General features: G+C 59.4%; 17 protein-coding genes. 7 read left to right on the top strand and 10 right to left on the bottom strand.

Going from position 1 to position 19,675, the window contains the following annotated elements; all coding sequences use genetic code 11:
* Positions 1-148 precede the first annotated feature (148 nt).
* Positions 149-604: an FHA domain-containing protein gene (locus tag AC0QKW_RS19835; protein ID WP_473152815.1), complete on the top strand. Its 456-nt coding sequence runs from the start codon at positions 149-151 to the stop codon at positions 602-604.
* Between the two features lie 79 nt (positions 605-683).
* Here AC0QKW_RS19835 and AC0QKW_RS19830 read toward each other — a convergent pair whose 3' ends face one another.
* Positions 684-1,394 carry a TIGR02466 family protein gene (locus AC0QKW_RS19830; RefSeq protein ID WP_473152814.1) on the bottom strand — a complete coding sequence of 237 codons (711 nt, stop codon included), beginning with the start codon at positions 1,392-1,394 and terminating at the stop codon, positions 684-686.
* Between the two features lie 133 nt (positions 1,395-1,527).
* Between AC0QKW_RS19830 and AC0QKW_RS19825 the strand changes: the two genes are divergently transcribed.
* The 3 genes from AC0QKW_RS19825 (at position 1,528) to AC0QKW_RS19815 (ending at position 5,852) form a co-directional block, all read left to right on the top strand.
* Entirely contained in the window at positions 1,528-2,217 is a 690-nt protein-coding gene (locus AC0QKW_RS19825; protein WP_473152813.1) for a glycerophosphodiester phosphodiesterase family protein, read from the top strand.
* A 134-nt stretch (positions 2,218-2,351) separates the two neighbouring features.
* Positions 2,352-3,056: a TIGR04283 family arsenosugar biosynthesis glycosyltransferase gene (locus AC0QKW_RS19820; RefSeq protein ID WP_473152812.1), complete on the top strand. Its 705-nt coding sequence runs from the start codon at positions 2,352-2,354 to the stop codon at positions 3,054-3,056.
* 186 nt (positions 3,057-3,242) lie between these two features.
* On the top strand, positions 3,243-5,852 hold the full coding sequence (locus AC0QKW_RS19815; protein WP_473152811.1) for a M1 family aminopeptidase: 2,610 nt from the start codon (positions 3,243-3,245) through the stop codon (positions 5,850-5,852).
* A 124-nt stretch (positions 5,853-5,976) separates the two neighbouring features.
* On the opposite strand, the gene AC0QKW_RS19810 is transcribed toward AC0QKW_RS19815, so the two are convergent.
* From AC0QKW_RS19810 to gyrA, 3 genes are all read right to left on the bottom strand, one after another.
* Positions 5,977-6,540 (bottom strand): Uma2 family endonuclease, encoded by a 564-nt coding sequence (locus AC0QKW_RS19810; protein WP_473152810.1) that lies wholly within the window; start codon positions 6,538-6,540, stop codon positions 5,977-5,979.
* 88 nt (positions 6,541-6,628) lie between these two features.
* Positions 6,629-7,936, bottom strand: coding sequence for an ABC transporter ATP-binding protein (locus AC0QKW_RS19805; RefSeq protein ID WP_473152809.1), 1,308 nt, complete (start codon positions 7,934-7,936; stop codon positions 6,629-6,631).
* A gap of 134 nt (positions 7,937-8,070) precedes the next feature.
* Entirely contained in the window at positions 8,071-10,599 is a 2,529-nt protein-coding gene (gyrA, locus tag AC0QKW_RS19800; protein ID WP_473152808.1) for a DNA gyrase subunit A, read from the bottom strand.
* Positions 10,600-10,826: 227 nt separating this feature from the next.
* Between gyrA and AC0QKW_RS19795 the strand changes: the two genes are divergently transcribed.
* The 3 genes from AC0QKW_RS19795 (at position 10,827) to AC0QKW_RS19785 (ending at position 13,247) form a co-directional block, all read left to right on the top strand.
* A complete protein-coding gene (locus AC0QKW_RS19795; protein WP_473152807.1) occupies positions 10,827-11,228 on the top strand; it encodes a response regulator in 402 nt (133 codons plus the stop codon).
* 348 nt (positions 11,229-11,576) lie between these two features.
* Positions 11,577-11,798, top strand: coding sequence for a hypothetical protein (locus AC0QKW_RS19790; protein WP_473152806.1), 222 nt, complete (start codon positions 11,577-11,579; stop codon positions 11,796-11,798).
* A 72-nt stretch (positions 11,799-11,870) separates the two neighbouring features.
* The gene (locus tag AC0QKW_RS19785; RefSeq protein WP_473152805.1) at positions 11,871-13,247 is read left to right on the top strand and encodes a cyclic 2,3-diphosphoglycerate synthase; all 1,377 of its coding nucleotides are present in this window, start codon (positions 11,871-11,873) and stop codon (positions 13,245-13,247) included.
* 268 nt (positions 13,248-13,515) lie between these two features.
* On the opposite strand, the gene AC0QKW_RS19780 is transcribed toward AC0QKW_RS19785, so the two are convergent.
* The 6 genes from AC0QKW_RS19780 to AC0QKW_RS19755 form a co-directional block, all read right to left on the bottom strand.
* Positions 13,516-13,932 (bottom strand): hypothetical protein, encoded by a 417-nt coding sequence (locus tag AC0QKW_RS19780; RefSeq protein WP_473152804.1) that lies wholly within the window; start codon positions 13,930-13,932, stop codon positions 13,516-13,518.
* A 174-nt stretch (positions 13,933-14,106) separates the two neighbouring features.
* Complete coding sequence (locus AC0QKW_RS19775; RefSeq protein WP_473152803.1) at positions 14,107-14,583, bottom strand: hypothetical protein; 477 nt, start codon at positions 14,581-14,583, stop codon at positions 14,107-14,109.
* A 57-nt stretch (positions 14,584-14,640) separates the two neighbouring features.
* On the bottom strand, positions 14,641-15,315 hold the full coding sequence (locus AC0QKW_RS19770; RefSeq protein WP_473152802.1) for a DnaD domain-containing protein: 675 nt from the start codon (positions 15,313-15,315) through the stop codon (positions 14,641-14,643).
* Positions 15,316-15,473: 158 nt separating this feature from the next.
* A complete protein-coding gene (locus AC0QKW_RS19765; RefSeq protein ID WP_473152801.1) occupies positions 15,474-17,741 on the bottom strand; it encodes a DUF3769 domain-containing protein in 2,268 nt (755 codons plus the stop codon).
* 281 nt (positions 17,742-18,022) lie between these two features.
* Positions 18,023-18,139, bottom strand: a complete 117-nt coding sequence (locus tag AC0QKW_RS19760) for a photosystem II reaction center protein I (protein WP_193969086.1) — start codon at positions 18,137-18,139, stop codon at positions 18,023-18,025.
* 183 nt (positions 18,140-18,322) lie between these two features.
* Positions 18,323-19,654, bottom strand: a complete 1,332-nt coding sequence (locus tag AC0QKW_RS19755; RefSeq protein WP_473152800.1) for a hypothetical protein — start codon at positions 19,652-19,654, stop codon at positions 18,323-18,325.
* Positions 19,655-19,675: the final 21 nt, after the last annotated feature.

The raw sequence follows: 19,675 nt of genomic DNA, 5'->3' as shown, positions 1-19,675 counted from the left end.
ATCTGCTCAGGGATGTTCGTTAACTCTGTCAGCCAGCTATCAAGGATTCTGCTACCATTCAGGCAATGGTTATCGGGACGTGAGATCAAAGACCAAAGCTGTTGCACCCTCTGGGGTCGTACCCCTCCTGGCCAAAGATTGATAGAGCATGCCAATCCACACCAAACTCACTAACATTCTCATTGTCGAAGACAGCAAGGGCCGTCGAGAAATTACCTTAGATGGGTCGGTGTACTCGATTGGCCGCGACCCCAAGTGCGATATTCGGCTATCGTCTCAGTTTGTCTCGCGTCACCACGCTACCTTGGTGCAACTACCCAAGGATGATGACTCGTTTTACTACCGCATTGTCGATGGCAACCTCAAGGGTAAACCCAGCGCCAACGGCATGTTGATCAACGGACGCAAGCTACAAGCCCACGACCTCAAAGACGAAGATGAGATCGTGTTTGGCCCCCAAGCCCGTGCTGTCTATTACCAACTCAAGCGCGACAGTCAGTCTACCCTACCCCCCGACGAGTTTGATATCACTCTGATTAGCCCCAACATGGTAGAAGAGGGCGAAGAAGAAAGCCTAGGGCTAGACGATGATGGAGATTTTTAGCCCAGCCAAAGGTCTCTCGCCGCAGCTTTAGGGTCAGGAATACTCAACCTATCAGGCAGTCGCTGTAACCACAGTAACGTTAACCAATCGCCCCAAACCGTTGCCACTGGGTGGGGGGCGGCATGAGAAATTCGTAGGCTCCGGCGGCCTGGCCGGGAGCAGCGGTGAGCACAATGTCAAAGGAGAGCGACAGGCGCAGATCGTCGGTGTGGTTGGGCGTGACGCCGTGGCGCTGCTTGGCGGGGAAGATGATCAGCCTGCCCTCGGTGGGTAGGTAGAGCGCCTGGTCTTGGTTGAAGTAGTTCCATGTGGCGATGATGTTGGTATTCTCGCTGCCGAGGCCGGGGCTAACTTCGTTGGGGCGAGCGTCGTCTAAAAAGGTGAGGCAGCCTGCGGCATCGGTGCCTGACTCAGGCACGGCGACGTAGTAGACGGCGCTGACGTGGGCGGTGTTGTGGCAGTGGGCACCGACCTCTTGCTGGGGGCGCGACACCACCGGCCAGGCCCGCTGAATGTAGAGCTCGACCTGGCTGAGGTCAAGGCCTAGCTCGGTGAGGTAGGTAACGACGTGAGTCTCGACCTGGCTGACCACCCAGCTAAAGCGGGGATCGGTGTGCACTTGCTCGACCCCGTGGAGGTCGCCCGTCCAGGCCATTTCGGGAAAGTTTCGGGGCTCGCTGCCGTTGGCTTCGAGATCGAGAATGGCCTCGGCTAGGGCAGCGTTGTGCTGGGCAGCATCGGGCAGGTCATCGTAGTAAACCGCGAGGGGAAACCAGGTATCAACGGGCATAGGGGGGTTGGCGGGGATAGGGGGTTGGTCGTACTTTAAGGAGAGAGACGACGGTAAGTGATACAGGCAAAAATTAAGACAGCTTGACCCGCGTGTAGGTTAGCCCAGCTTAGCAGGGTAGAGGATGCCCCCGATGGAGTGGATTACGACTCGACCCATTGCCCACCGAGGCCTACATCACGATACGGCCGTGCCAGAAAATTCGCTGGCGGCGTTTGAGGCGGCGATCGCCGCCAATCATCCCATCGAGCTAGACGTGCAGCTGTTGGCCGATGGCCACCTGGCGGTGTTTCACGATCGCGGCCTCAAGCGGCTGACAGGCTGCAAGGGGCGCATCACCGACCAAAACCTCCGTAGCCTCAAGGGGTTTTATCTGCGCGGCAGTGACCAAATCATTCCCTCCTTTGCTGAGGCGTTGGCCTGCATTGATGGCCGGGTGCCGGTGCTGATTGAGCTTAAAAACGAGAAAAAAGTCGGCCCCCCCGAGCAAGCCCTGGTCAAAACCCTGGCTAACTACCGGGGCGAGTTTGCGGTGCAGTCGTTTAACCCGCGATCGCTCCAGTGGCTGCGGTACCATGCGCCCCACATTACGCGGGGGCAGCTGGCCCGGCGGCCCCAAAAATTCTTGCGCAGTAACCTGCTGCTCACCTGGCTGAGCGCGCCCCACTTTATTGCTTACAACGTCAAGGCGTTGCCCAACCTGCCCACCACCCTAGCTCGCAACTACTTTAACTTGCCCCTGCTAGCCTGGACGGTGCGTAGCCAGGCGGAATGCGACAAAGCGCATCAGCACGCCGACAACTATATCTTTGACCCATTCTAAGGAGTCTAGCCGCTGGGCTCAGCCAATACTTAGGTGCCATTCATCAAAACCACCCCTGGGATTGGCTACAGTAGCGCTTACGATTGCCTGGCTCTCCACTGCCGCTAGGGCTTTGCCCCGATGTCTTGGTTCCAATGTCTTTGCCCCACATTTCGATTATTGTGCCGACCCTCAATGAGGCAAGTAACTTACCAAAGACCTTGGCCACCTTCGCCGCGACGCCTGAGATTGAGGTGATTGTAGTCGATGGCGGCAGTGCAGATCAGACCGTAGCCGTGGCCACACGCTTTGGGGTGAGGGTGATTGGGTCTGCACCGGGGCGATCGCGTCAGCTCAACCGGGGGGCCGCAGCGGCCACGGGCGAAATTCTGCTGTTTCTCCATGCCGATACTCGCCTACCCAATCGGTTTGACCAGGCGATTCGCTCTACCCTGGCGCAGCCGGGGGTGGTGGCTGGGGCCTTTTGCCTGGCCATTGATGGCAAGAGCTGGGGGCTGCGCTGGGTGGAATGGGGGGTGAATCTGCGATCGCGCCGATGCCAAATGCCCTACGGCGACCAGGGGCTTTTTCTCAGGGCCGAGGTCTTTGACAAAATGGGTGGGTTCCCCGACCTGCCGGTGATGGAGGACTTTGAGCTGGTGCGACGGTTGAGGACGGTGGGGCGGGTGGCGATCGCGCCCAGGGCGGTGGTAACGAGCGATCGCCGCTGGCGCACCCTCGGCATTTTGCGCACCACTTTGGCCAACCAAGTCATGATCGCCGGTTACCTGCTGGGGGTTAATCCCAAAAAACTGGCTCGCTGGTACCGCAATCTGGGTAAACCCCGCCCCATGGCCTAGGCCATGGGGAACGATTATGGCGCTTTAAGCACCGTCAAAATGACTACGATTTAGTAAGATTCGCAGTAGGATGACCTAATATCCCATACATCACGGGCATCTCAGGCTGAACGAGTGGGCCTAGGTGCAGGGGTTTGATATCATTGCCATCCCCAGTTTTTCGTCACGCAAAGGTTCATTGCTCCCATGTCCACCGCCCACCGCACCGCCCTGCAGGATGACAACAACGGCTACAAGTCGTTTGAAATGCCGGGGGCCAAACCCCACTACAACCCCGATCGCCCTGGGCAGGTCGAACATATCGCGCTGGATTTGAGCCTAGATCTTGAAAACAAAATCTGCGAAGGCACCTGCAAAATTCGCATTAACCCCGTGCGCGACGGCGTTGATAGCCTGACGCTGGATGCGGTAAACCAGCAGATCGAGTCGGTGAAGGTGGGCACCGCCAAGCAAGACTTTGACTACGACGGCGAGCAATTGGTAGTGCGGCTGAAAAAGCCGACCGTGGCGGGGGAGAGCTTTACCGTGGCGATCGCCTATCGCCTGGTGCAGCCCGAGCGCGGCATTTATTTTATCGGCCCCGACAAGCACTACCCCGACAAACCCGTGCAGGTCTGGACCCAGGGCGAAGACGAAGACTCCCGCTTCTGGTTTCCCTGCTTCGACTATCCCGGTATGCTCTCGACTTCAGAAATCCGGGTGCGGGTGCCCGCCCAGTACCAGGTCGTCTCCAACGGTGACCTGCTAGAAACCAAGGAGGACGGCGACCACAAGGTCTTTCACTGGCACCAGCAGCAGGTGCATCCTACCTATTTAATGGCTCTGGCCGTGGGCGAGTTCGACGTCATCCAAGACCAGTGGCAAGACATTCCCGTCACCTACTACGTTGAGAAGGGGCGCAAAGACCAGGGCCAGCTCACCATGGGCAAAACTCCCCGCATGGTGGAATTCTTGAGCGAAAAGTACGGCTATCGCTACGCCTTCCCCAAATACGCCCAGGTGTGCGCCGCCGACTTCATCTTTGGCGGCATGGAAAATACGTCGGTGACGATCTTGACCGATCGCTGCCTGCTGGATGAACGGGCTGCGATCGACAACCGCAACTCCGAAGCCCTGGTCGTCCACGAGCTGGCCCACCAGTGGTTTGGGGATTTGCTGGTGATCAACCACTGGAGCCACGCCTGGGTCAAAGAGGGCATGGCCACCTACTCCGAAGTGATGTGGACCGATCAGGAGTACGGCGCGGACGAGGCCGCCTACTACCGCCTCGGCGAGGCCCGCAGCTATTTAGATGAAGACAAAAGCCGCTACCGCCGCCCCATGGTCACCCACGTGTACCGCGAGGCCATTGAACTCTACGATCGCCACATTTACGAAAAAGGGGCCTGCGTCTACCACATGATTCGCGCCGAGCTGGGCGATACCCTGTTCTGGAAAGCGATTCACACCTTTGTGCAAGACCATGCCCACAGCACTGTCGAAACCATCGACCTGCTGCGGGCGATCGACAAAGCCACCGGGCGCAACCTGCGGCCCCTGTTTGACCAGTACGTGCTGCGCGGCGGCCACCCCGACTACAAAGTCACCTACAGCTGGGATGGTGACAGCAAGCTGGCCAAGGTCACCGTCACCCAAACCCAGGCCAAAGACGGCGACACCAGCAGCACCAGCGGGTTATTTGACCTACGAATCCCCATCGGCTTTGGCTTTGTTGGCAAAGGAAAGTCCACCAAGGTCGAAGTCAAACCCTTCACCGTGCGGATTCACGAGCGCGAACAAGCCCTGTTCTTCCCCCTCGACAAAAAGCCCGACTTCCTGAGCTTTGACGTGGGCAACCACTACCTGAAAACGGTGGAATTGGAATATCCTGTGGCGGAACTCAAGGCCCAACTCAAGCACGACCCCGACCCCCTCTCGCGCATCGAGGCGGCGATCGCCCTAGCCAAGAAGGGCAGCCTCGAAGCCGTCACCGCCCTCACGGAATCTTTGACGGACGAACCCTTCTGGGGCGTGCGGGCTGAAGTAGCCGAACAGCTAGCTTCCGTGAAATTGGATCAAGCCGTTGAGGGATTGCTGAAAGGTCTCCAAGACCCCGAAGCCCGCGTGCGCCGTGCCGTGGTGGAATCTCTGGGCGACATCAAGACCGCCGAGAGCTACAAGGCGCTTAAAAACATCGCCGAAAAAGGCGACCCCAGCTACTACGTCGAAGCCGCCGCCATCCGCTCCCTGGGCAAAGTCGGGGCCGCCGACCTGGAGGGCAAAGCCAAAGACAAGAAAACCCTCAAGCTGCTAGAGAGCATTCTCAAAGAGCGTCAGGGGTGGAATGAGACGGTCAGGTCGGGGGCGATCGCGGCCCTGAGCCAGTTCAAATCCTCCGAAGAAGCGCTAGATCTGGTGCTGAAGTACACCGAACCCGGCATCCCCCAGGCCCTGCGGCTGGCGGCGGTTCGCGCCTTGGGTGCCATCTCTAAAGGGCAGAGTAAGCCCAGCGTGGAGCGGATACTCGATCGGCTAGATGCGATCGCCCACGAATCCTTCTTCCTTACCCAGGTCTCTGCTGTCTCGGCCCTGGGCAGTATGGAAGCCTCCCGCGCCATCTCCATTCTGCAAAGCCTGGCTGACCACACCCCCGACGGTCGCGTGCGCCGCCGCGCCCAGGAAGCCGTGCAGGATGTTCAGAAAGCGATCGGCAAAGATAAAGCGGTGGAAAAACTGCGCCAAGAACTCGACGACCTGAAAAAGTCTAACCAAGACCTCAAGAGCCGCCTCGAAACCTTAGAAGCGAAAGCAAAGTGACTGAGTACTGTCGAGGCTTCTATCCAGTTATGGAGTCATGACACTAAAGAGCTGCGCCCAGCAAGAGAATCTTGAGCCCAGTGGGCACACTTCGCTTGCCCCTATGCAATGAGGTTTTGCTTGCTTAGCGAAAAATCTCAGCCATAGGAGTACTAAAGCCTGGCAGTAGCGGAGATGAGAGAGTGTCGTCAACCAAGAGCGTACCAGCCAGCTGGAGCTGGGCTTCAGCGCGGCGATAAATTTCCAGGGTTTTGAGTTGCCAGTTGACGATCCAATATTCCTGCACCCCGTAGCGCGAATAGAGTTTGAGCTTAACTTCCCTATCTCGCTGCTCATTGAGATCGCCAGGGGACAGCACCTCCACCATCAGCTCTGGAGCCACGATGAGGTGCCCGGCATCGTCTACCCCATCGGCTAAGCGCGTCTGGCTAATCCACACCACGTCGGGAATTACAGCGTCTATCGGGGTGAAAACGACCCCTGGAGCCTGAAATGCGGAGCCTAACCCTGTCTGCTCAGACCAATTTTCTAGACGCACATGCAGCTTTCCGGCTGCACCCTGGTGGCGAATGTGGGGGGCACGGGTCACGTAGAGTTCTCCGTCGATAATTTCGTAGCGTTTCCAGCCGCCGTCGTCGGGCATGGCGGCTAAATCGCGGGTAGTCCAGGGTTGGGAGTAGGCGACCATAGCAGGTACCGATGGGCTTGTTTTAAGTCTAGTAGCTTCCCTGATAAAGCTGCTCCCAAGGGCGGCAATTTTTGGGCGAGCGATCGCCCTACATCTGGCTCTGCCAAAGCGACAGTTCGGTGGCGGGGTCAAAGAGGTGGGCTTTTTCGGGGGCGATCGCCAGCCACACCGCATCCCCAATGCGCACCACCTCATCGGGTGGAACCTTGGCTAGCAGCGTCAGCCCCTCGCTCTGAACCGTCAGATAGGTCTCACTGCCCAATGCTTCTAGATGGGTGATGTGGCCGTGAAAGTTTTTGGGTGCGGGCAACGCTAGGCTCAAATGCTCGGGGCGAATACCTAGCAGCACCTCATGGTTGTCGAAGGGCAGCAGGCGGTCATCCCACTCGCTGGGCAGCGATAGGCGAAACTCAGGGTGCACCAGCAAAAATGGAGCCTGCACCCTGACCGGGATCAGGTTCATCGGCGGGGAGCCAATGAACCCAGCCACAAAGCGGTTGGCGGGGCGGTTGTAGAGTTCTAACGGTGTGGCCACCTGCTGAATTTGGCCCTGGTGCATCACGGCGATGCGGTGGCCCATGGTCATGGCCTCCACCTGGTCGTGGGTGACGTAGATGGTGGTGATGCCCAACTGGCGCTGTAAATTCACAATCTGGGCACGGGTCTCCATGCGCAGCTTGGCGTCCAGGTTTGACAGGGGCTCATCCATCAAAAACACCTGGGGGTTGCGGGCCATGGCGCGACCCAGGGCCACCCGCTGCTTTTGCCCGCCCGAGAGCTGGCGGGGGTAGCGGCCCAGCAGCCCATCAATTTGCAGCATTTTGGCCACGGCGCGGATGCGATCGTCGATCAGCCGCTCGGCCTCAGACACGTAGCGCAGACCGGGGGGCAGCCTGCGGGTGACTGAAACCAGGGGCTTTTCCCACCAGCGGCTGTCGGTCAGCAGGCGCTCTAGCTCCTGGTTGGCGGGGGAGTCGCTGAGGGGGAGAGGGGTTTCGCCCAGCTCCGGCAGGGCCTGGCTCAGGTCGGCCCCCATGCGGCGCAGGCCAAAGGCGAGGTTGTCGTAGACGCTGAGGTGGGGGTAGAGGGCATAGCTCTGGAACACCATGGCGGTGTCGCGCTGCTTGGGGGGCAGGTCGTTGACTTTGCGATCGCCCACCCAGATACTGCCACCCGTAATCTCTTCTAGCCCTGAGATCAGCCGCAGTAGGGTGCTTTTGCCACAGCCCGAGGGGCCGACTAGCACCATAAATTCGCCGTCGTCAATGGTGAGGTTGATGCGCTTGAGCACCGCCAGAGAGTTGGGATCGGTGTCTGCCATGAGAGCCGCTTCGTCGGTAGACTGGCGCGACTTGGGGAAGGTTTTGTAGACGTTTTCGATTGCGACGTGGGCCACGGGGTTGGGCGAGTGTGAGGAGTATGCGGAAGATGTTTGGGGCTGCGTAGGAAGATGGCTTAGGAGAATCGTAGAAGGTGGCGCATTGCTAGCGCGAATGCACCCTACGGTAGACCACCAATCCAAAATTTATCTTACTCTTCTTCTGCCGATGCCCCTTGATCGGGCAGCGTAACCCGCCGCACCTGGGTCACAGTCTCACCTTTGTTGGGCTTGACAATGCGATCGCTCTCCCCGGTTCTACCCTGACGCGGCACAGAATCTACCGAAATAACGGCGGTTCTGTCGGCGCTGGTGAATAGCGTCACTGATTCTTGAGAGACCGCCGGCAGCAGCGCCACCAGCCGGTCGGTCTTGAGGCTGAACTGGAACGATTGGGTACCGATGTCGCCGCGCTTGGCCACCCGCAGCCCCTCCACCGGCAGGCGCTTAGCGTAGCCCGCCGCCGTCACCAGCAGCACACAGTCTTTGCCCGACTGCACCCGCACACAGCCCGCCAGAGTTTCGGTCTTGCCCAAGCGAATGCCCTGAGGCCCCTGGGCGGCACGGCCCATGACTTGCAGATTGTCGTCGTCGATCGGGAAGCGCAGCAGTCGCCCACCCGTGGTGCCCAACACCAGGTCGTCGCCCAGCTCGGCCAGGGTGACGTAGGCCAGCTCGTCGCCGTCCTTCACCTTCATCGCTGTCAGGCCGCGCCCGGTGAGGTTGGTGAACTCACTCAGCGGGGCGCGTTTGATCTTGCCCCTTTGGGTGACCAAAATCAGGTCATGCTCCAGCAGGTCTTCGCGAATCACAAACTGAGCCACGATCGCATCGGCATCCGGCGGCACTGACCCCGGCAGCAGGTTGACCAGGGGCGACCCCTTGCCCTGGCGCGGGTTGTTGGGGATGGCCTCTACCGCCACGGTAAAGGCGCGACCGTCGCGGGTGAGGGTGAGCACCTCCTGGGTGGTGAGGGCAGGCTCGGTTTGGATAACCGGGTCGTCGTCAATTTCGTGAAGTTTAGGATCGGTGTCAGCTTCTAGCCGCGCCTGCCGCCGCTGGTAAGACTTTTGCGAGTAGCGACGCACGTAGCCTTTCTGGGTGAATTCCACCACGGCGGCTTCTTCGGCCACCTCAGCGATGATCTCCTCTACCTGTTGAGATTCCTCAGCCCGCTCGGCCTCGGTCTGAATGCGGGTGCGGCGGGGGTCGTTGAATTTTTTCTTCAGCGCCCGCAGCTCTTTTTTCATGGCTTTGAGCAGCTCATGGCGATCGCTCAATAACCGATTCAGCTCGTCTCGCCGCTGGCCCAGTTCCTCCGCTTCGGTGGCCAGGCCCTGGCGCTCCATGCCCGTGAGCTTGCGCAGGGGCATGGCCAAAATCGCGTCCGACTGGCGCTCGCTGAGGTCAAACTGCTGCTGAAAGATCTGCTTGGCGGTGGTGCCGTCGGCTGCGTTGCGGAGGATGTCGATGATCGCATCCAGATTGTTTAGCGCGGTGAGGAGACCCTCGGTGATGTGCAGCTTGGCCTCGGTTTTCTCTAGCTGGTGCTGGTACTGGCGGGTGAGGGTGGTCTCGCGGAAGGTGAGAAACGCCTGCATCACGTCGCGCAGGGGCAGCTGGCGGGGCTGGCCATCGTCTAGGGCCAGCATGATCACGCCGAAGTTGGTTTGCAGGGGCGTGGTGCGGTAGAGATCTTGCAGCACCCGCTGGGCCGGGGTGTCGCGCTTGATCTCGATCACCACGCGCATGCCGTCGCGATCGCTCTCGTCGCGGATATCGGCAATCCCCTCCAGCCGCCCCGCATTCACCAGCTGGGCAATCTTCTCGATCCAGCCCGCCTTGTTTACCTGATAGGGCAGCTCGGTGACGATGATCGCGTTGCGCCGCTGCCGCCCCTTGCCCGGATGCACCTCCTCAAACTGGCAAATGCCGCGCACCGGAATGCTGCCTCGCCCGGTGCGGTAGGCATCCAGAATGCCCTCGGTGCCGATGATCTCGCCCCCGGTGGGGAAGTCGGGGCCAGGAATGAGGCGAAACAGCTCATCGTCGGAGAGCTGGGGGCGATCGATCATCGCCACCAGCCCGTCGATCACCTCGCCCAGGTTGTGGGGCGGAATGTTGGTCGCCATGCCCACGGCAATGCCCGAAGAGCCATTTAGCAATAGGTTGGGCAGCTGGGTGGGCAGCACCACCGGCTCCTGCTGAGAGCTGTCAAAGTTATCGCTAAAGTCAACTAGAGCCTCGCTGATATCCTCCAGCATCGCCCCGTGGCTGATCGGCGACAGGCGTGTCTCGGTGTAGCGCATCGCCGCCGGAGGGTCGTTGTCGACCGAGCCAAAGTTGCCGTGGCCGTCGAGCAGCGGGTAGCGGCTAGAGAAGGTCTGCACCATGCGCACCAGGGCATCATACACCGCCTGATCGCCGTGGGGGTGGTATTTGCCCAGCACGTCGCCGACCACGCGGGCGCACTTGCGGTAGGGGCGATCGGGGGTCAGCCCCAGCTCGTGCATGGCGTAGAGAATGCGGCGGTGCACGGGCTTGAGGCCGTCACGCACGTCGGGCAAAGCGCGGCCCACAATCACGCTCATGGCGTATTCCAGGTACGACCGCTGCACCTCGGTGTGGAGTGAGGTGGGCACAATTTGCCCAGAGGCAAGCATGTCGAGTTGGTCGGCCATGGAAGAGTCCTGGATAAAAAAGCGACGGTTTAGGCGGCGTAGCCCGGTTGATAGCTGAGTGTAGCCACAGCCTGAGACTGAATTAACATTTCACGGCTTAATTTAGAATGCCTTGATAGATTGGCATTAACAATGCTGTAACTTATAGGCAAGCCTGTGGCTATGGCAAGCACCTGGGCAGAGTTTTAGTTCCATAGTCCTCCGATGACAGGGGTTAGGCACACGCGATGAAGACCGTCTTACTGGTTGAAGACGACCTGGTGAACGCTCGGGTATTTTCGAAGATTTTGACCAAGCGCGGCGGTCTGGCGGTCAAGCACACCGAAGATGTGGAAGAGGTGATCGCCATTGCCCGCAGCGGTGAGGTAGATGTGGTGCTGATGGATGTCTCCCTGGCCCACAGCATGTACCAGGGCAAGCCCATGGATGGTATCAAGATTACCCAGCTGCTGAAGGCCGACCCCAATACGGCGAAGCTGCCGGTAATTTTGGTGACGGCCCACGCCATGGAGGGCGATCGCGAAAATTTCTTGAGCCAGAGCGGTGCCGATGGCTATATCTCTAAGCCAGTGATCGACCATCAGGAATTTGTAGATCAAATCAAAGCCGCTATGGGAGACGCCGAATAAGTACATTTGTACTTTATTCATCCGGTTTCTGCAAGCTGAATTCGGGTATTGGGCTTTGGGTGCTGAGATAGGTACCGCCATAGGGCCATGGCAGCGCAATGCCCTAAGGCAGCCGCGCGGTGAGCAAAGTTCTCCTATCTATGGAGCCGATCCTATGGAGCCGATCCTATGGAGCCGATCGCACCCGTCGGTCAGGGTTTGTGAACTTATCTGGCGAAAGTGGGGGCGATCGCATCTATTTTGTAAAAATAAATACAGAAACTTTTGATTCTTCTCTTTGGCCGAGTCTCTCTCCAGGGGCATCCAGAGGCTGCAATCACGAGTCTTGACCGCCTGGAGACAATACCAATGATTCCCAACCTCAAAGCCCCCGCTGCCACAGCCTCAGACTGGAGCCCGGCTTGCCACATTGCCTACACCCGCGACACCTGGGTAAAGTTGGCCATCCTGCTCAACCCCTACGCCGCTGACGAGGCCCAGCTACTCTGCCAAGAATCGCCCGACACCTGGGTGGTTTGGGTGCCTGACCACGGCGAAGTCGTGTTGAACAAGAGCCACTTTTACGTCTAATAGCGGCCCCATCGCCCATGTATGGGCATGAGCTATGCGCGTACTTGCCTGGCATCTCCGCACCCCAAACCCATGTCAGCCCAGCTTTCCACCGCTAAACCCCGCTCCTCCATCGTGATCATGGGAGCTGCCGGGCGCGATTTTCACAATTTCAACCTGGTCTATCGCAATGACCCTGGGGTGGAGGTGGTGGCGTTTACCGCAGCCCAGATCAGCGGCATTGGCGATCGCACCTATCCCCCCAGTCTGGCTGGCCCGCTCTACCCCAACGGCATCCCCATTGTCGAAGAGGTCGAGCTAGAGACCCTCTGCCGCCAACACCACGTCAGTCAAGTAATTTTTGCCTATAGCGATGTCCCCCACAGCCAGGTGATGCACCTGGGGTCTAGAGCGCTGGCCACCGGGGCCGACTTTGTACTGCTGGGGCCAGCGCGCACCATGGTACAGGCTACTGTCCCCGTGATCGCCGTCTCAGCGGTGCGGACAGGTTGCGGCAAATCTCAGGTGACGCGCTGGCTCTCGCAGCGGCTGCGCCAGCGGGGTCTGCGCCTGGCGGTCATTCGCCATCCCATGCCCTACGGCGATTTAGAAAAACAGCAGGTGCAGCGGTTTGCCACCCTGGCCGACTTAGATGCGGCAGCTTGCACCGTTGAAGAGCGCGAAGAGTACGAGCCCCACCTGGCGGCGGGCAATGTGGTCTACGCCGGCGTCGACTATGGCCAAATTGTCGCCCAGGCTGCCGCCGAGGCCGACCTGATTTTGTGGGATGGCGGCAACAACGACTTTCCCTTTTTGCGGCCTGACTTGCACATTGCCCTGGTTGACCCCCTGCGGCCCGGTCACGAAACCAGCCACCACCCCGGCGAGGTGGTGCTGCGCATGGCCGATGTGGTGGTAGTAGCCAAAGTCGATGCCGCAGCCACGGCGGATGTGCAGCGAGTGATTGAAACGGCGCGATCGCTCAACCCCCAGGCCAAAATTGTGCGCGGCGGCTCGCCCATTACTCTGGCCCAGGGCGATCGCGTCAACGGTAAGCGGGTGCTCGTGGTCGAAGACGGCCCCACCACCACCCACGGGGGCATGGCCTACGGCGCAGGCTATGTGGCCGCCACCCAGGCCCAGGCGGCCCAAATTGTAGACCCGCGCCCCTTTGCCACTCCTGAAATTGCCGCTGTCTATGCCCAGTACCCCCACATTGGTCCGGTATTGCCCGCCATGGGCTACTCAGCCACCCAGCTAGAGGCGCTGCGCCAAACCCTCAACCGAGCTGAGGTAGATGTGATTATCTCCGGTACCCCCATCGATCTGGCGGCTCTGATCGAGGTTAACAAGCCCATTTTGCGTACCCGCTACGAATTTGCTGACCTAGACGAGCCTGGGCTAGGGGCGATCGTCGAGCAGTTTTTGCTGCACCTGGATGGACTTGAGCCCACCCAGGTGCAGCGGTAGTCCGCAAGTTATCTTGAATCTGAATGCCATACCCCCGATTTCCCACCGGCCAACCTGTAGGACGAACCGCGGTTTGCGCTGCTAAATCGGGAGCAGACGAGCAGACTTGGCGCTGACCATAGCCCAGCTTTTCATCGTTGGGGTGTCGCGCCAGCGGCATGGACGATTGGTCTTATCGATCTATGCGGCGATCGCCCTGCTGGTTCAACTGCCGCTAGCAGAGCCAACTCCTCAGCTTAGACATCCCTGCATTCCAGAGGGCTTGGGGTCAGTCACGATAGACACGCTCGATGGTGAAGTCGTGGATCGTGTCTTCAAAGCGGTTGAGGGTAACCCGCATTTCGCCGTAGGCTCGGGCGGTGGAGACACCCTGCGGCGTCGGACACTGCACCTGCACCAGGGTTTGAAACGACTCAAATACCTCGTGGGTGTACAGCGTTTTTTCGCAAACAGGGCTAATGAAGCCTTCAATGGCCAGCTGGTTTAGCGCTGCAATACCCAAGGGGCTTTGCAGCACAACGCGCCAAATGAGAGCCTGATCGGCTTCGCTAGCCGGTTGCCAAACCGATGGCAGAGCCGCCGCCTCAAAACCTTGGGCCAGGGCTGCGGCCTGGGCAGTCAGCCCTAGCCCGAGAATGCCGCCCAGGGCAACGACTCCACAGGCAAGGGAGGGAGGGAAGGACATGGCGCTTTTCTCAACGGTTGCCCTCATTTTAAGGGTTGCGATGAAGGGTGAGATATCTCAGGGGCTAACCCAGGTGACTACCCAGGCGGCTGCGCCTTGGTACAACAGCCGTCCTGGGAACAGGCCAGGCACTAAGACCAGTGAGCATTGTCCACCCTGCGATAGATCGGAGCCCTAATTGCCCAGCGCCTCATCCAGAATTTGGCGGGCATGCTCGGCCTGGGCACAGGCTTCTTTGAAGCGCAGATTGCTCTGGGCAAACGACTTTAGCAGCTTGAAGCCGTCTTTTAAATCGGTGAGCTGGGTCTCGGTGATGGGGTCGTCGACAAACAGCAGATCGATCAGATCGCGCACCTGAAGAGCCTCATCGCGGGAAGACTGCACCTTGACCTTGAGGGTGGCCAACTGGGTTAAGACCTGGATGGCTTCGACTACGGCGTCTTCTTGTTGCTGCACGGCTTCAGAGGTAGTTGGGGGCTGAACTTCGACCAGTTGCTCGGCGCTAAAGCCGTCGGCGAGGGAAGTGGGCAGGTCACCCTCGTCGAGCATAGCCATAAGCTGATCTAGGGCTTTTTCTCGCGCTTTACGAGAGTCTTTGCCAGATACTGTCAAGACCACCTCTGGGCTTTGGGCCAGGGTATATTGAACCATTTTTATAGGCCTTATGTACTAGCCCAGTATAGACCACCGGGGCTCTAGAGCCTAGCCTTAGTCTCTCATGCCGCCTTTGACCACTGCCCTCAGCCGCTGGTGCAGCTCAGAGCTATCTTGCCGGGGCACAAAGGGCTGAATCTCTTCGGCCTGGGGCCAGGCCGAGGCGAGGTCAGACACCAGAGGCTGAAAGTTGGGAATGACCGCAGAGGGGCGGTTGAGGTGGCCAGGAAGGGCGATCGCCGCTGGATTCCCGCCCTTCTCATTGGGTAAGCTGGCCTGGGAACCCTCGGTCTGGGAACCTTGGAGCTGGGAATCTTGGACAGACAGGTCGGCTACGGCCCCATTGCCTCCTTTGAGACCAGGCGAAGGCTCGATCGTTTGAGTCGCTGGGGTAGCGGCGGGGCCTGCGTCACGGCTGTCGCTACCGTCGCCATAGCCCGTGGGGCAGAGCAGAGCTTGGCCCAAAATAATTGACTCAAACTCTCGATTAAAGTGGCGAATAGGCTGTCCTCGGCGCTGCCACAGCTTGAGAATGTGATCGATCGAGACTACCTTATAACGCCCTTGATAGAGCGCTTCGGTAATGGCATGACTCACCCACACAGGGCCACACTCCTCTAGCCAGCCACCAATAACGGCATCCATAGCGTAGGCTTCGGTATCGAAGCTATAGCTGGTGAGCAATTGGTATATCGGCTCAATATCGGGAGAGTAAATAGACTGAGTCATGGTGTTAGCCTAGGCTTGACCCCACTTTAAATAGGCCATATTCGGCATTTTGGGGTACGGGTCTTGGAAAAGTTTTGGGGCACAGGCTGTGTCTACTAGCTTAATTCTACGCTATCTCAAAGACCACACTCGTAAGCATGATTACCGTTGGGCTAGATTTAGGGCACAGTGACATCAGTGGGGGCGTCGGGGTCGGCATCTAAGGGCGCTGGACGCCCGCTCCAGTCAAAGGTGCTAATACGAAAACCCACAAACCCGGTCTCCTGCTGGGGGCTGTAGGTCAGTAGCAACCCATAGGCCCGGCGGCGATATTCTAGAATGACATTGGTATCGATGACGCGGCCAGTATTGAGGTTGATTTGACTTTGAAAACCCGCCAAAAAAGGGCCATAAATTTGTTGCACGATGCCCCCGTTCAGCACTAGCTGATCAACGATGCGATCGAAGAGAAATGGGGAGGTGTCGCCCCCAATAAAACTGTTGCTCACACCAATGTTGAACTGGGTGTAGTCAAACAGATCGCGCTGCAAGCGACCAACCTGGCCCGTGAGAGACACTCTGCCCTCCAGAGACTCTTGGATATCGTTGCTGGTGTAGTAGGTGGCGACCCCCCGCAGACCGGCATTGAGGCTGAGGTTAGGCACCAGCGGTCGGTCAGAGTAGCGCAGCCCCTCCGTAGCCGTAGCGGGCAGCGGCTGCGCCTGCCACAGCAAAAAGCTGCGGCTGAGGTCAGCGGAGCCCTGAAACCGCCCTAAACTTGCCAGGCCAGTGCCCTCTCCGGGACTGATCAGATCCAGGCGATCGGTGTTAGCAGTCACGTATTGGCCCGAGAGCTGATAGTTAAGGTTGAGGCCAGTGTTTCCCAAGATAATATTGGGCGACTCTAGCAGCATGCCCAAGCTGGCTTGCACATCTTGAAAGCCCAGGGAGCCGTTAAATAGGCGATCGCGGTAGCTGTACTCAAGGTTGAGGCGATGGGTGCCCAACCGCTGCTGCCCCCTAACACTGGCCCGCAGGCGATTTTCTAAATTGGCCAAATCGAGCCCAGACAGGCTCAGGTTAGCCGTGACAGAGGTGCGAGGCCCCAGCGGGCCATTGACGCGGGCGGCCAGACCAAAGTTGGCCGGGTCGGCCAGATTGTAGTTAGAGTCGCCCAGCCAGCGCGAGACCAAAAACTGCGGCGCGATCGAAACACTCAATGGCCCGGCCACAGCGATGGGCAGCTCACGCTCTACAAACATCCCATCGCGATCGCGGCCATCAAACCCAATACCGGTGGGAAGCGGGTTAAACGCATCCTCCGGTAGCTGGCCCCGGTTGAGTACGTAGCGCCGCCGCAAGATGGGAATGCTCAGCCACTGATCAAGCACCAGCCGAGGGGCAGAAAACACCAGCTCATCTTCCTCTTCGTTGAGCGGTGTCAGTCGCACATTATCGGCCCTAAACTCTAGCTGGGGCGGCGAGAAAGGGTCGTTGGTCAACCGCAGGCCCTCGGCATACCAGCCCTCGGCGTCAAACGATAGCTGATCGGTCTCAAACCGCAACCGCTGAGGAGTCGCTGTCGCTTGCCCACCGGTTAAAGCAGCGGCGTCGCTCGTAGCCACCGCCGCCCGGCCAGTTCCTGTTGCCTGAGAAATCGACCCCCGATTTTGGAGCCGGTAGTCGAGGGGGCGTCGATCTCCTGGGGTGGCATCAGCAAACGGGTCAGATAAATCCTGCTCCAGGGTAGCAATCTGCAATTCGCCGCGACCGTTCTCTAGGGTGCCAGCCCCCTGGAGCAGGTTATAGGTGGCTGAGTCGCCCTCTATGACCTGGTTATTGCGGTTAAAGAAGACGTTGCCTGCGGCCCGCACATGACGATTGGCCAGGTTGATCCAGAGGCGATCGGCGGCAATCTGGCCAGTACCAAACTGAATCAGCACGTCTCCGGTGGCGGTGACAATCTGCCGGATGGGCTCAAACACCTGGCGATCGGCCCGCAAAAAAATTGAGCCCTCACCCATCGGCGGAGAAGCCGAGTCTAAGGGCTGGGTGGGCTCTACCGGAGACCCAGCATCCGTCGCCGGAACGGGATTATCACTGCTGCCTGAGCTATCGGGCTCGCCCTCAGCCTCAGGATCTGCAGCGTCACCGCGCGCGGGCTCGTCACCGCCCCTGTCAGCCTCTGGCTCCGTCTCACCACCGTCTAAATCATCGGAGTTGGTCAGGGGTTGGATAGGTGCGGCATCTTGTGGCGAATTCTGAGCCAAGGGGTATAGCCACCGGGCCTCGGTTAGAGGCGTAGTCTCGATCACCTGCGGCATCGACGCCTGCGGCACCGACACCTGCGGCACTGGCACCTGCTGCGCCACCACGGCCCTATCAGCAGTGAGGCTATCAGCAGCAGGCACCACTAACTGCGCTACTCGATCTGCCTTTGCAACCACAAGCATATCGGCCGGGGGAGGGGCCGAGGGCACAGCAGACAAGATTGGCAGCAGAGGCATGGGCTGGCATCCCCAAAGCAAAAACAAAGCCCGACAAGCGGGCTTGAGAAGGTCGCGGCCACTAAGCCAACAACCTTGGGCAAAAGGCTTTAGCAACAAAAGCTAAGTCGGGGCAGCAATCACCTTACCGCCCCAGTTTGCAAAGACTAGATTAAAGGATGAAGGTTCCGCTGGCCCACATGCAGACTCAGATCTATGAGCACCGTGCACCTCACACCAACCTAGTCCATATCTTGACGGCCGGGGTTGCGAGAGGGGTCGCCACTCAAGAAGCCAAAAATAAACAGCGAGACAAAGAAGGCAACCACGAGGTAAACCACGATTTTGAGAGTCAGCATGAGTTAGGTCTCCAAAGGGCTAGCACAGTAGGCGCAAGACCTGCCCAAAACAGCAACAGCATTCCACAGTTGGAAACGGCCCTGGTGCAGGACTAAGCTTGAACTATCATATCGCCAAATGTTCGTCTCTCTGGGTCGGGGCTCTGCTTTACGCTTTGGTTTCCCTGGCCGAGGCAGGGCCATCTACCATTGCTGTCGCAGCCAGGCCCAAAACAGGCGCAGACGAGTTTCGATCGCAAATAGCACCCAGTCTAGACCACGCAGCACTAGCACCAGCGGCGAGTCAACATAGCTAACCTGCACCACTTGCACATCTAGGGTGTTTTCTTCAGGGGTGGCGGAGAGATGATGGCCAGAGTTGAGGCTGTATGCTGACGTTGCCGGGCCTGGGGCGGCTTGCTCTAACGCAGCTAGGACGACGAGGTCGCCCTCACCAACAACCGTCGGCAACGACTCTAGAGCCGCTGGTGGAGATACCATGAGGCCCGGTTGCAAGCCCGCCGCTGCTGGGTTGGCCAGGGGTGAGGGAGCGACAGCCACTGGTCTAGAGGTCGCTGCCGCCAGCTCAACTATGTGATCTAAGGCGGTCGTCAGGGGCAGAGATGTCAGATTAGCGGCCAGCTCGTCAGAGGGCAGGGGCGATCGCAATGGCGATCGCAATGGACTATACCTACCCCCAGAAAACTTGACTTCGGGCTGCGGCTGGGCAGCAGATAGAACGGGGCGATCGCCCAGCCGCCTGCCCTGGCGACGAGCCATCGCCTGGGTCGTCTGGTCGGCCTCGCCAAACAGGTTGGTCGCCGCCGCTAGGGGGCTAGTCTGCATCCACCGTACCAGAGACGGCAGCCACCGCAGGGGGGGCAGCAGAGCGGGGTTGGATTGAGGCAGGGGGAGACCTGGCGATTGCAGCTGGCGATCGCCCGCCCGCCGTCGCTCTAGCCGACCATATTCTGCCAGCATGAGCACAATGGCCCGCTGCAACCGCTGCTGTTGGTCTGCCGTCAGGTCAGTAAAAATGTCGTTATCTACCGTGACGAGCACCAGACGGCGATCGCTCAGGTCTGAGGCAATGCCTCGAATCTGGGTCTGCCAGGGCACCAGCTGCCACTGCCCTGGGGTGAGCACCGCCCCCGCCTGAGACTGTTGCAGCCACTGACCGTAGACATTGACCAGCCGCAGGCCACCCAGACGCACCAGCGCAGACGACATGACTGGCGGCTGCACCACCGACAGCAGAGCCCGAATCGGCAGATCGGTCGCCACCAGGTCTGTGGGGCGGCGACCCGTCAACTTGTTTACCACCGGCTGCCAGGGCCGCGCCGCCTGCAACTGCCGGTAGCCCACCCGCAGCCCCTGCACCGCTGCATACAGCGGATAGATCGCCACCTGCAAGCCCCACACCGCTGCCGTGCGCCCCCGGCGCAGCCAGTGCCCGGCCCCCTGGGCCACCTGCCGATACCCCGTCACCAATCGGGCCACGGTCTGGCTTTGAAATCGGCGCGACGACGTCGCCATAGCGCTGCCTACATTCTCTGC

Source organism: Pseudanabaena sp. PCC 9330 (assembly GCF_055795045.1).
This window is presented reverse-complemented; position numbering and strand designations above follow the sequence as displayed.